Raw genomic sequence first — 13423 nt, 5'->3', positions numbered from 1 at the left:
GGGATGGTCATCATTCCCTAAGCCGGTCAGTAGCCCATGGTCGGTCACCCCCCCTTCATTATCCACCCCATCGGCAAAACCTGCCGGCACCCCGTTAAGATTATCCCAGTGCATTAGGTTTGAACCGATATTTGGTGCATCTCCATCTGAGGTATTCAATTCTGTCTCGGTGTAGTAAATCTCGTTATGGTTGTGGGTAGAGGAGGCAAAGGCAGAGGCATCCTGTCCATCCAAGAGGTCGGCATCAAGGGTTGAGCCAGAGCCATCATTAGCTGAGGTCCAGGGTGTGCCTCCATTTAATTGATTGAGGTTAGTGATACTGTTATCCTCCATATTCAGATCACCCGCCATTGGCCTGGTTCCATTAGTCAAGAGATACTGGGGATGGTCATCATTCCCTAAGCCGGTCAGTAGCCCATGGTCGGTCACCCCCCCTTCATTATCCACCCCATCGGCAAAACCTGCCGGCACCCCGTTAAGATTATCCCAGTGCATTAGGTTTGAACCGCTATTTGGTGCATCTCCATCCGAGGTATTCAATTCTGTTTCAGTGTAGTAAGTGTCGTTATGGTTATGGATAGAGGAGGCAAAGGCAGAGGCCTCCTGTCCATCCAAGAGGTCGGCATCAAGGGTTGAGCCAGGGCCATCATTAGCTGAGGTCCAGGGTGTACCTCCATTTAATTGATTGAGGTTAGTGATACTGTTATCCCCCATATTCAAGTTACCAGTCATCTGCCTTGCTCCACTAACTAAGAGGTATTGTGCATGGTCATCATCTCCTAAGCCGGTCAGGGCCCCATGGTCGGTCACCCCACCTGCCCCTTCATTATCCACCCCATCAGCAAAACCTGCCGGCACCCCGTTAAGATTATTCCAATGCATCCGGTTTGAACCAGTATTTGGTGCATCTCCATCTGAGGTATTCAATTCTGTCTCGGTGTAGTAAATCTCGTTATGGTTGTGGGTAGAGGAGGCAAAGGCAGAGGCATCCTGTCCATCCAAGAGGTCGGCATCAAGGGTTGAGCCAGCGCCATCATTAGCTGAGGTCCAGGGTGTACCTCCATTTAATTGATTGAGGTTAGTGATACTGTTATCCCCCATATTCAAGTTACCAGTCATCTGCCTTGTTCCACTAACTAAGAGGTATTGTGCATGGTCATCATCTCCTAAGCCTATCAGGTCTCCATGGTCGGTCACCCCACCTGTACTTACATTATCCACGCCATCGGCAAAACCTACCGGCATACCGTTAAGATTATCCCAGTGCATTAGGTTTAAACCGATATTTGGTCCACTTCCATCTGAGGTATTCAATTCTGTCTCGGTGTAGTAAGTGTCGTTATGGTTATGGATAGAGGAGGCAAAGGCAGAGGCATCCTGTCCATCCAAGAGGTCGGCATCAAGGGTTGAGCTAGCGCCATCATTAGCTGAGGTCCAGGGGGTGCCTCCATTTAATTGATGGAGGTTAGTGATCTGGTTATTCCCCATATCCAGGTTACCCGCCATTGGCCTGGTTCCATTAGTTAAGAGATACTGGGTGTGGTCATCATCCCCTAAGCCAGCCAGGGCCCCATGGTCGGTCACCCCTGTGCCTTCATTATCCACGCCATCGGCAAAACCTACCGGCACACCGTTAAGATTATCCCAGTGCATTCGGTTTGAACCGCTATTTGGTGCATCTCCATCCGAGGTATTCAATTCTGTTTCAGTGTAGTAACTGTCGTTGTGGTTATGGGTAGAGGAGGCAAAGGCAGAGGCATCCTGTCCATCCAGAAGGTCGGCATCAAGGGTTGAGCCAGGGCCATCATTGGCTGAGGTCCAGGGGGTACCTCCATTTAATTGATGGAGGTTAGCGATGTAGTTATTCCCCATATCCAGATTACCCGCCATTGGCCTGGTTCCATCGGTTAAGAGATACTGAGTATGGTCATCATCTGTTAGGCCGGTCAGTGCCCCATGGTCGGTCACCCCTGTACCTTCATTATCCACCCCATCGGCAAAACCTGCCGGCACATTAGTCAGATTACTCCAATTGGTATAGTAAGTCCCATCCTGTCCATCCAGGTTATCTGTATTGATACTGTAACCAGAACTGACTATCCTTTGCCTTGGGCTCATCTCTGGATCAGGCGAGACCTGAACCCCAAGCCAGTAGTCTTCATTAAAATCAAGGTTGAGGGGATTAACACTTCCCAAGATAATACTGAAGAGTCCATCCTGGGTGACTACATTCTGGGTCTCTGCCCAAAGGGCAGCTCCCCCTGTGGCTACATTGTAAATGCGTAAGGTAATGGTGTAACTGTCATCTGGCACAGGTGTGCCGGAGGCATTGGCTAACCTCCCTTGATAATTCATTAACTGGGGTACATAACTGTATCCCAGGTTCGCTAATAGCCCCATGGTTATTAGGAGAACTAAAGTAGTAATTCTATACCTCTTCATTGCCTTAAACCTCCTTAATTATTTGTAAGTGTTCAGCCACAAAGACACGAAGACACAAAGAGACTAAATTCATAACTAATTTCGACCTGTACGGTTAAGGTTGTAGACTACTGACGCTGAAAGCGTCAAATTTTAAATAGCCGTAGATGCAAGCTACGGAAGATAAACACTCCCGCAACGCTCGACCCTGCAAGGGTCGAATATTATCCATCACATAGAATTCAACCCTTTCAGGGTTGAGCTGTGGTAGATGTTTCGTTTCCGCAGGTTTCACCTGTGGTTATATAAAATTCAAACCTTTCAGGTTTAAGGAGAATTGCTTGTAATTTCTAACCATACAGGTCGAATATTTTTTTCTTCGTGTCCTTCGTGCTCTTCGTGGTTTATCCTTACTTCTCCCATCCTTTTACCCAATTTGTGGGTAAGGATAAGCCCCTCAAGGGAGAGGGAATTTTGCTTTGTCTCACAACTAACTGCTTAACTTAGTTTTGAGTAGTTACATAAAACGTAACCGTTCAGCCACCAAGGCACGAAGACACGAGAGCAATAGAGCAATAGAGCAGCAGTTCTGGAACTTTCAGAAAAGTCTTTAACTACTGCTCTGCTGCTCTACTGCTCTATTTTTGTGTCTTAGTGTCTTTGTGGCTGAACACTTACAATAAAACCTGTTCCCCCTGATTTAATCAGGGGGGACAGGTTTTATCCGAAAGTGTTCCTTAGATCTAACCGCCCAGATCGAAACTTTTGCCAGAGGGGACTATTAATTATTTGAGATCAATGTTATTCCGTGAGGAATCGGGGGTGAACGGTTGCCCATCGTGATAGACCAGTAGTCTATTTTATCCGGGCTAATCCGTGTCAATCAATGGCTGAATAATTACGTTACTCCTTTTTATCCTGCCGCATAGAAGACAGTTCCATCCCTTTCACTCGATACAGAATATCCTCGATTAACTTACGGTTGGCCGAGATGACATCGGCCAAGAGTCCGATGAGCATAACCTGAAAGCCGGTAATCAGCAAGACAGCAGCCAGGATAAGTGATTGAATGTGACCATAGGGTTGCTGGTTAGTGAAAAAGAAATACAGGAATCTGGCTCCAATCAGGAACCCGCCCATAAAAACAAGGAACCCAATACTAAAGAAGACCCGTAAGGCCTGATACATAGTATGAGTGCGAATAATAGATATGGTTGATTTTATAACGTAATTTCTAATAGAGGTAAAAAGGCGGGATTCGCGGAGTTTTTCATTGGTTCTGATAGGCACGTGAGTAACGGCCATTCCCTTCTGACCGGCTTGAATAATAGTCTCCAGGGTGTAGGTGTAAGGGGAAATAACATTTATCCTCAAGGCCGCTTCCCTGGAAAAGGCCCGAAAACCGGAAGTAGTATCGGGGATATTGGTATAAGAAACCTGGCGGACTACCCAGGAGCCAAATTTTTGCAGCTTTTTCTTGATAAAGGAGAAGTGGGCTATTTTTTCTACTTCTCTATCTCCGACCACAATGTCCGCCTCTCCTTTAAGTACGGGTTGAATAAGCTTAGGTATATCTTGACCGCAGTACTGGTTATCCCCGTCTGTATTAACAATAATATCGGCCCCCAATTTAAGACAGGTGTCTATCCCGGCCGCAAAGGCCTTGGCTAATCCTTTATTACGGGAAAAACTGACAATATGTTCTACCCCCAGTTCCCTGGCTACCTCCACGGTCATGTCCCGGCTTCCATCGTCGATAACCAATAATTCCACTTTGTCCACGCCCGGAATATCTCGCGGGATATCCCTTACCGTTAAAGGCAGGGTCTTCTCTTCATTTAAACAGGGGATTTGAACGATAAGCTTCATGATTAAGTAGACGTAACCGTTCAGCCACAGATGCACACAGATGAAACACGGAAAATCCGTGAGCCGTGTCCGTGATTCGGGTGTCTGTCCTTAGGCTGTAGGGACAACCCTTGTGGTTGTCCGTCTACGGAACGGACATGGACAAGCACGGACAGGGACAAGCCCTGTCCCTACACTTCCGCCTTCTGTCCTGTGTTATTTATCCGTGCTAATCCGTGCAGCTATACCTGAACGGTTACAAGTAGACAGTAAACAGGGTAAGGAGTAGCCTGATTACTGACTGCTGACTACTATCTACTTACCGAGTGAACCACTCTACTGTCTTAACCAGGCCTTCTCTAAATTTGACTTTTGGATTATAGCCCAGGATCTTTTCGGCCTTAGAGATATCAGCCAGAGAGTGTCTTACATCGCCTGGCCTGGGGTCAGTATAATAGGCCGGGATATCTACCCCCATAATATCTTTTAGTTCAGCTAATAGTTTATTAAGGGTAAAACGGTCTCCGCAGGCGATATTGAACACCTCACCGGCCGCCCCCGGCGCCGTGGCCGCCGCCAGATTGGCCGAGACAGCATTATCAATATAAGTAAAGTCTCGGGACTGTTCTCCATCACCGTAGACAATAGGGGAGGTCTCTTTAGCCAGGGAATCAATAAACTTAGGGATGACGGCTGAATATTGGGAAGCGGGGTCTTGTCTGGGGCCAAAGATGTTGAAGTATCGGAGGGAGACCGTCTCTAACCCATAGAGTTTATAAAAGATACGACAATACCACTCGCCGACTAATTTATTTACCGCATAAGGGGAGAGGGGGTTAGCGGCCATATCTTCCCGCTTGGGCAAGGTCTCTGAATCGCCATAGGCACTCGAAGAGGCGGCATAAACCACCCTTTTGACGCCGGCATCTCTGGCGGCTACCAATACGTTAAGGGTTCCCGAGACATTAACCTCATTGGCTGAAATAGGGTCTTCAATGGAGCGGGGGACAGAAGGTAAGGCCGCCTGATGAAGTACATAGTCTACGCCGGCCACGGCCTGCCTGACGGCCTTCATATCCCTTATATCCTCTTCTACCAGTTCAAACTTACCCTCCAGGCCGGCTAAATTTTCCTGTTTGCCGGTGGCAAAGTTGTCCAAAACCTTTACCCGGTCTCCAGCCTTAACCAGGGCATGGACAATATTAGAACCAATAAATCCGGCTCCGCCGGTAATAAGATAAGTCCGGGCCACTATTTCCTCCCTTTCTCATAATCATATTGGTAGCTGTAATGATAGCCATAATGATAGCCATATTCGGAAAAGTAGGCCGGGAGGAAATCCCGCATGCTCGTCAGGGTAAATCCCAAAACTTTAACCCCTGCTCTGGCCAGCAGAGAATAGGACCGCTGGACCATCTCTCGCTGAGTTCGATAAGCCTGAATGACCAGCAACGCCCCGTCTGTTTGAGCGCCCAGGACCCCTGCATCGGTAAGCGGTATGATAGGGGGAGTATCCAGGATGACATAGTCAAAATAAGAACGCAACTGGACCAGCAGGTGGCTCATTTTCTTAGAGCCTAAAAGCTCGGAAGGATTAGGTGGTATCCGGCCGCAAGGGAGGGCCACCAGATTATCTATGGGTGTCTTAACTAAGGCCTCTTTCAAATCAACCTCTTCATTTAAGACCTCGGCCAACCCGAATTTTGGTTCCAGGCCCAGCAATTGATCAATAGCCGGTTTCCTGAGATCACAGTCTCCCAGGAGGATAGTCTTATCCCTATCCTGGGCCATAGTTACCGCTAAATTTGTGGCCGTGGTGCTCTTTCCTTCCCCATGAATAGAACTGCTTACAATAAAAGCCTGCGGGGGGTTTTCAGAACTGAGTGACTGAATATTGGTTCGCATACTCCTGTATTGTTCGGCTACCGCTGATTTAGGGTTGTAATAAGTGACAATATGAGGATCAATAGCAGAAGTAAGGCTGGGTCTTTTTAGTTTTTTGGTTAATCCTAATGCTTCGGTTATCTTCCCCATACTTTACCCCCCTTTTGAATTATTGCTGACATTGGGGTTTCCTGGTTACGGATGTGTTCCCGATAATATTGAATAGAACCGGCGGCTAACACGGCCACCAGGATAACGCCTAACACCGCCCATATTATACGGGAGTATAATTGTTGTCTGGCTTCCTCCGTCTCAGTTATAATTAGAGCGGTAGAGCCAAGGGCAGGCAAGCCAAGAAAAACTTGGGCATCTTCCACCGACCTGAAGGAATGGTCAGTATATTCGGTCAGGAAGACACAGCCCAAACCAAGTCCCATGCCTATAAAAAGTCCCAAGAGGGCAATGGCCTCTTTTTTGGGTTTTATAGGCGAGGTCGGCAGTTGGGGTTCCTCCAGAATAATAAACTTTCTTTCCCTCTTGGTGCCTTCCAGATCCCAGGAGATATCAGCCGCTTGCAGTTTATCAAAAAACATATTATATATCTTTTGGTTAGTCGCTTGATTCCGGATAAGCCGGCTATACTCCAACTCCCGCTTGGGAACGTCCTTCACCCTCTCTTTATACCTGGCCACCAACCCAGAAAGCTCCCCTTGTCTTGTCCTAAAAGAATCTATGGCTAATTCTACCTCTCGATATTTCCTTTCCAGCTCTTGATAAATAGGATTTACCTTGGTTACCTCACCGCTTCTGATGGTCTTTTCTTCCTGGGCCAACTGGTCTTTTATTCGCTCAATGGTCATTTTCAATCTAAGCACTTCCGGATGCTCCTCGGTAAATTGGGTCCTGGCATCGGCCAGTTCCGCCTGAAGACCGATCAATCTCTCCTGCAATTTAGCGGCTACCGGATTTACTTCTTTAGTTACGGCGTCAAGGATGACCTTTTCTTCTCCTGAAAGCTGCCGACGCAACATAGCCTTTTGCTTTTCCAGCATCTGAATTTGGAGATTGACCTCCATTAAACTGCTCTGAGTAGAGGTTAACTTGTCCAAATCCGGAGACACTATTATTTGGGTAGATTCCTTGCCTGCACCGCCCTCTTTGGAAGTTCCCACCGGAAGTTCTAATAGATTTTCCTCCTGAAATTTTTGGAGGGCCTTTTCTGCTTCCTCCAATCTTTGTTTATAATTTTCCAACTGTTCTTTAATAAAATCAATAGTGGTAGTGGATTCTTCTTTTTGCAGCAGCAGGTTTTCCTCCATGAAGATATCAGTGATACCCTTAACCACCTCCTGAACGGTGTAAGGCTCTGGGCCTTCATAAGCAATGATAATGGTGAGACCGGTCACCTTATGATAGTCCATTTCAACCGAGATGTTACGGCGAAGATGATTAATCAAACTATTCATCTGGTCGGGAGAAGTAAGAGTCTGATCCGCCTCTATTTGATGGATCAACTGTTTTAATCTCTTTGAACTTTTGATTTCCGTCTCCAGTAAAACGAGTCGACTGTCTACCGTGCTGCTTACGGCCATATCTCCAAGCAGGTTGGGGTTAACCAACCCGGTCTCTTGAACCAGGATGGTCGTTGATGACCGATAAATTTTGGGTAAAAATCGAGTCCCAATAACCGCCGTGAGAAAGACAATCACGGTGGGAATAATGAAAAACCATTTCCGCCGGAAGATAATTTGTCCGTAATCCCAAACAGTTAGTTGTTGCCTTTTATCTTCAGCCATATAGCTGTTCTCCTCTAATCAGTGATTGGTAATTACTCGATGTTCAAAGTTTTCGGGATGGTTCACCTTACTGTGAAAGCTTGCGGCTAAATTAGAAACCCGTTTTTTCCGAAAAAACGGGTTTCTGATCTCGTGTAATCCGAGTAGGTTGCCCCGAATTATTGAGGAAGATACGAAGGACCCGCCAGGTTTCACAAGAAAAATGGACGATTTGAACCGTCCCAAGTTTTCTTATAAACCGCTAAAGCGGTTGCTTTGGTTTATTAGTGTCCCCCGATTCACCCCGATAAATCGGGGTGCTATTCTTATGCTTATTGAGTTTAGCACCCTGATTTATCAGGGTGTTACAGATAGGATAACATCCGGAATCATAACCGCTTTAGCGGTTTCAACCCCTGAAAGTCTGATGGCGCAGGTCGAAAAAACTTGAACATCGAGTAATTAGTAATCGGTGATCAGTGACCACCGATTACCTGCGCCGGATGATTCTCGCCAACAACGTAAATGCGGCTGGGTAATCCCCTCCTGCCTTGTCAAGTTAGTATTTGTGGGTAGAGCCTCTTTTACCCTTCACCCTACCCTCTCCCCTGAGGGGAGAGGGTAGGGTGAGGGGGATTGCTTATACAAGAGACCAACCTATCAAATCAAATCTGACAGGGTACTACTGGCCTACATTAAAGACACCCATAATCTGAGCCGCCGGCGATAAAGGTGAAAGGATCAGATACAGAAAACGGCTTACCTTGGTCAGGAACGTGGGGGGGACATAAACCATATCACCGGGATGCAGTTCAAAATTCTCTCTTAATTCTCCTTCTCGAAGAAGTTTCACTGTATCCGCTAATCTTATATTAGCTTGGGAATAAGCCGGCCTGATCACCCGAACATTTCTCATCGAAGCTATACCTTGAATGGGTAATCCGGCCGCAATAAGGGCTTCTCTTAAGGTAATAATATTTCCTTTCACCGGAAACTTACCCGGCGTCCGCACCTCCCCAAAGATATAAACAAACCTGCTCTTATATTCTACCACCTCTACCGTTACCTTAGGATCAATGAGATACTTTGCCCATCGTTCCTTTAACCTTTCAGCCAATTGCAGTTCGGAAAGACCCTTGCCCTTGACTTCTCCAATGAGAGGGAAAGAAAGATTCCCCGATGGGTCAACCTCCTGGCTATGCTCTTCACTCCCCTCCGGTTTCCAGAGAACCACCCTAACTATATCTCCTACATCAATCAAATAAGGCGCAGGTTGTCCGCCTTTTTTATCTTTGTAGTCAACCACCTTGATGTTTACTTTCGGGTCAGGCACATATTGACCTAATTTTTGGGATAATTTCGTGGCCAATTCATGCCTGGTTAAACCCTGTGCTTTCACTTCTCCCAGAGGGGGGAAAGAAATATAACCGGTGGGACTGACCGTCACTTGGCGGGAATAGTCCGGATAACCCCAGACCGCTATTTGAAGCACATCTTCTGAATTCAACTTTTGATCAACTCTGCTTACATTCACCCTCGGATTTTCAATATAACGGGTCAGCTCTCCGGCGATGTGTTCAGCCAATTCCCGTTTAGTCAAACCCGCCGCTTGCAGCTCTCCTAAATAAGGATAGGAAATATTACCCACCAGATCAATTACTACCCGGTCATCTAAATCAGGATGATCCCAGACAGATATGGACAACACATCGCCTGTTTCTAAGAGATAAGGGATGTAATCTATTCTAACCTCAACACCTCCCAGCTCAGGCCTAAGCTTGTCGGCCAGGAGCTCGGATAATTCTTGCCGGTTCATCCCTTCACCCTTAATGGGTTCTAAAAGGGGAAAGGATAGGTGGCCATCAAATCCGACCTGGGTCCTTCCACCTATCTTCGGATAACCCGATATTGAGATATCAAGTAAATCTCCACCGGCAATTAACCGGGGTGAGACCAATACATTTATTCGAGGGCGTTGGATGTATCGTTCCAGGTTGGAAGATAACTCAGAAGCCAACTCATCCGCGGTCAGGCCGGCCGCCTCTATTTCTTTTTCGGCTAATTCAAATGAGATCATACCCTCAGAATCAATATCCACTATTTCACTCATAGAGGGATGACCGGCCACCTCAATTTTAAGGGTATCGCCTACTCCAAGCAGGTAAGCAGCCGATACCTTTTTTTCAAAAATTTCTTCGGCCGGCGGGGGCATTTTAAGAGGGACTTCTTCTTTTTTCTCCTTGAATTCTCTCATCAATTGACCGGCGGAAATAATAGCCGCCGTTACCTTTGGCTCTTCCAGATAGACGGATAATTCTTTAGCCAGTTTATCTTCTAACTCCGCGGCCGTTAATCCGTCCGCTTTTACTTTTCCTATCAATTGAAAGGGAAAGTAACCATTCTCATCTACCGTAACGGTGTCATTTAAAACCGAATAGCCTAAAACTGTTATCCGGACTACATCTCCTGAACCAAGTCTGTAGGAAGGAGGCACCTCCTGACTAAAGGCTAATCCTGAGACATTTAGGAGTAGGATTAATGAAATAATTACTTCTAACATCAGCTTGCTTTTCTTCATTTCTTTGACCTCCAATTGATTAATTCTGGTGATTATTCAACCACTATTACCACACGGCCTAAGTTCCTCCTCGGTTTAGTAGAGTCAGATAAGGGTCAAGGGTTTCAAGATTCATAACTCCTTGAATCCTCGAATCCTGCTGAAACCGCCCAGGAACTTTCGCCGAGCTGTCCTAAGATTGAGACACATTATACCATATTTTTAAATCTATGTCAAGCATCTAAAAACAAGGTCTAAAAAAAACCGATTAAACCGGCCAGGAACTTAGGCCGTGCTGTAACTATGTAGTGAGGCAATGCCCTATATCTGCATCCCGCCCTTAAAACTTGAGCCGGCAAAAAATTCTTGCCAAAACTGGACAATCGTGTTATAATATCACAAAGATCAAGGAGCTTAGTCATTGTAAATCAATAAATGCGCCCATGGCTCAATGGACAGAGCAGCGGACTACGAATCCGAAGATTGGAGGTTCGACTCCTCCTGGGCGCACCATTCCTAACTTCTATCTACTGGCAACTATTCAACCACTGATTGACACGGATTAGCCTGGATAAAATAGAATAGGTTCCATACTTTTACACTTTTTTGTAACTACTTGAAATACAAAGACCTTACAATAACCTCTCGTCATTCCCGCCAAAGCGGGAATCCAGTAATATCAAGACTTCTGGATTCCTGCTTGCGCAGGAATGACAAAAAGTGCAAAAGTATAGTTATTTAAAAAATCAGTGTTTCATCCGTGTAAATCTGTGGCTGAATAGTTACTTCTACTGAAGGTAAAATAAGATGTAAGCGTTCAGGTGTCAGCCGTTAGGCAAAGTTAAAGGATAAACAGGGAGGGATTAGAGCGGTGGTGGAATTAGCCGTGGACTTAACAGAAAAAATAGAACTCGAGCGTAAACTGAAAGAAGCTAAGAAACACCTCCAGGCAATCTTTGATAGCATAGAAGATGGGATTTCTGTTATTGATAGGGATTATCAAATCGTGAGGGTTAATCAGGGAATTTTAAGGATGTATAATAAAAGAGACTTCCCTGACCTTATTGGCAAGAAATGCTTTACTGAATATTATCAAAGTGATGGTATATGTGAGAATTGTCCTGCCCAAAAGACGTTTGAAGAAGACAAGCCTCATCATGTAACTAAGATTCGCCATCATAGAGATAAAGGGAGGACAGTCTTAGATATATCTACTTTCCCTATCAAGGATGATGAGGGGAAAGTTATCCAGGTGATTAATTATATAAAAGACGTCACGGCCGCTATTAAGTTGGAGGACCGGTTGCTTTATCAAGAGAGGCTGGCCGGGGTGGGTGAACTGGCCGCCGGTATTGCCCATGAGATAAGGAACCCTTTAGGCAATATTACGGCGGCCGCCCAGTTTTGCCTTGATAAATATAAACTCCATCAACCGGCCAGAAAACATCTCAGGATTATTTTAAGAAATGCCGAGAATGCCAACAAGATTGTTAAGGATCTGCTTGATTTTGCCAGGCCGGCGGAGATTTCTTTTAAACTGGCCGATGTGGGTGAAGTTATAGCCAGCGCCTGCCACCTGGTTAAGACAAGGTGTTCCCAGCAGGGTGTGCGCCTGACTCGCCGATATTCAAGGCGGCTTCCCCTGATTCTATTAGATGAAAAACGGCTGGAAGAGGCATTTTTAAATTTTATCCTGAATGCCTTAGATGCTATGCCTAACGGCGGAAGACTGACTATTACCACCTATTCTGATTCTCAAAATAATGAAGTGGGCGTCAGGTTCTCAGATACAGGCCAGGGTATCCCTGAAGAAAATTTAAATGAAATATTTACCCCCTTCTTTACCACAAAAGAGGAGGGGATAGGCTTAGGATTATGTTTAGCTCATCAGATTGTTACTTACCATAAAGGAAAGATAAATATAGAAAGCAAAGTTGGGCAGGGGACAGAAGTAATCGTTAGCCTCCCTATTTCCAGAGAGGAGTAACTATTCAGCCACTGATTAACACGGCGTTAATAGAGAGGAGCAAAGAAGAGGATAGGGAGGATTTGATAGAGGCATTTGAGTTAGGGTTATATTTATATCCAGAAGAATTTAAGGAGGTAGGGATTATGCTGAAGACATTAGCGGATAGGCCAGATATTCTTCGTGAGATTACCGAGAAGATAGGGCTGGAGAGATTTATAGAAGGCATTGGCAAGGAAGAGGTGATTCGGAGTATTGGCGAAGAAGAAGTAATTCGCAGTATCGGCGAAGAAAAATTGTTGAAAGATTTTATAAATCTCCTTGGCAAGGAGAAGATAAAGAAGATGTTAGAAGGGAACTAAATCGACCGGAAATCCTGGGGGTTTAAAAGATGGAGAAAATTCTGATAGTTGATGATAACAAAGATATGCGGTTTCTCCTTTCTAATATTTTAAAAGAAGAAGGGTATCAGACTATCAGCGTCGGAGATGGGCGGCAAGCCATCGAGAAGGTTGAAAAAAGCTCTCCTGATCTGGTCCTCTTAGATATTAAGCTTCCTGGAAGGGATGGAATAAATATCTTAGAGGAAATGAAGAAAATTGATAAGGATTTAATCATAATTATGCTTACGGCCTATGGCGATATAAAAGGGTCGGTCAGGGCCATGAAATTAGGGGCATTTGATTATATCACCAAACCTTTTGATAATGAGGAGCTAATTCTTATCATTAATAAGGCCTTTCAAACCCGATACTTAACTAATGAAGTAGAAATTTTAAGGAAAAGATTGGGTGAAGAGATGGTGGTTGAAGAGGTAATGGGAGGAAGCCCGCAAATAAAGCAAGTCTTACTTGCATTCCGCACTTCCAGAAAAGGTTTTGTGCTATTGGGCCAACAAGGCTTTTTGAAAGATAGCTTTATCTAATAGAAGCTTTAATTAAGAAAAGAGATTGTCACCTCACCATAATGATT

The 13423-nt window shown here is 45.4% G+C and carries 9 protein-coding genes and 1 tRNA gene; 4 read left to right on the top strand and 6 right to left on the bottom strand.

Annotation, left to right across the window (positions count from 1 at the left end; all coding sequences use genetic code 11):
• The 6 genes from AB1797_07025 to AB1797_07000 all read right to left on the bottom strand — a co-directional run.
• Positions 1-2442: hypothetical protein (locus tag AB1797_07025; GenBank protein ID MEW5767366.1), on the bottom strand; the 2442-nt coding region annotated here is incomplete at its 3' end.
• 882 nt (positions 2443-3324) lie between these two features.
• Entirely contained in the window at positions 3325-4290 is a 966-nt protein-coding gene (locus AB1797_07020) for a glycosyltransferase (protein ID MEW5767365.1), read from the bottom strand.
• 298 nt (positions 4291-4588) lie between these two features.
• The gene (locus AB1797_07015; protein MEW5767364.1) at positions 4589-5521 is read right to left on the bottom strand and encodes an SDR family oxidoreductase; all 933 of its coding nucleotides are present in this window, start codon (positions 5519-5521) and stop codon (positions 4589-4591) included.
• Positions 5521-6303, bottom strand: a complete 783-nt coding sequence (locus tag AB1797_07010) for a CpsD/CapB family tyrosine-protein kinase (GenBank protein MEW5767363.1) — start codon at positions 6301-6303, stop codon at positions 5521-5523. Before AB1797_07010 ends, AB1797_07015 begins: the two co-directional genes overlap by 1 nt.
• Positions 6291-7949: an XrtA system polysaccharide chain length determinant gene (locus AB1797_07005; GenBank protein ID MEW5767362.1), complete on the bottom strand. Its 1659-nt coding sequence runs from the start codon at positions 7947-7949 to the stop codon at positions 6291-6293. The genes AB1797_07010 and AB1797_07005 overlap by 13 nt, the downstream gene beginning before the upstream one ends.
• A gap of 661 nt (positions 7950-8610) precedes the next feature.
• The gene (locus tag AB1797_07000; protein MEW5767361.1) at positions 8611-10506 is read right to left on the bottom strand and encodes a polysaccharide biosynthesis/export family protein; all 1896 of its coding nucleotides are present in this window, start codon (positions 10504-10506) and stop codon (positions 8611-8613) included.
• A gap of 416 nt (positions 10507-10922) precedes the next feature.
• Here AB1797_07000 and AB1797_06995 point away from each other — a divergent pair.
• The 4 genes from AB1797_06995 (at position 10923) to AB1797_06980 (ending at position 13376) form a co-directional block, all read left to right on the top strand.
• Positions 10923-10998 (top strand) — tRNA-Arg (locus tag AB1797_06995).
• Positions 10999-11356: 358 nt separating this feature from the next.
• Positions 11357-12472: an ATP-binding protein gene (locus AB1797_06990; GenBank protein ID MEW5767360.1), complete on the top strand. Its 1116-nt coding sequence runs from the start codon at positions 11357-11359 to the stop codon at positions 12470-12472.
• A gap of 125 nt (positions 12473-12597) precedes the next feature.
• Entirely contained in the window at positions 12598-12813 is a 216-nt protein-coding gene (locus AB1797_06985) for a hypothetical protein (GenBank protein MEW5767359.1), read from the top strand.
• A gap of 29 nt (positions 12814-12842) precedes the next feature.
• On the top strand, positions 12843-13376 hold the full coding sequence (locus tag AB1797_06980; GenBank protein MEW5767358.1) for a response regulator: 534 nt from the start codon (positions 12843-12845) through the stop codon (positions 13374-13376).
• Positions 13377-13423: the final 47 nt, after the last annotated feature.

The organism is bacterium, from assembly GCA_040753085.1.
In the GTDB taxonomy this organism is placed as follows: domain Bacteria; phylum UBA9089; class JASEGY01; order JASEGY01; family JASEGY01; genus JASEGY01.
The sequence above is the reverse complement of the archived record's forward strand: the minus strand, read 5'-3'. Positions and strand labels throughout refer to the sequence as shown.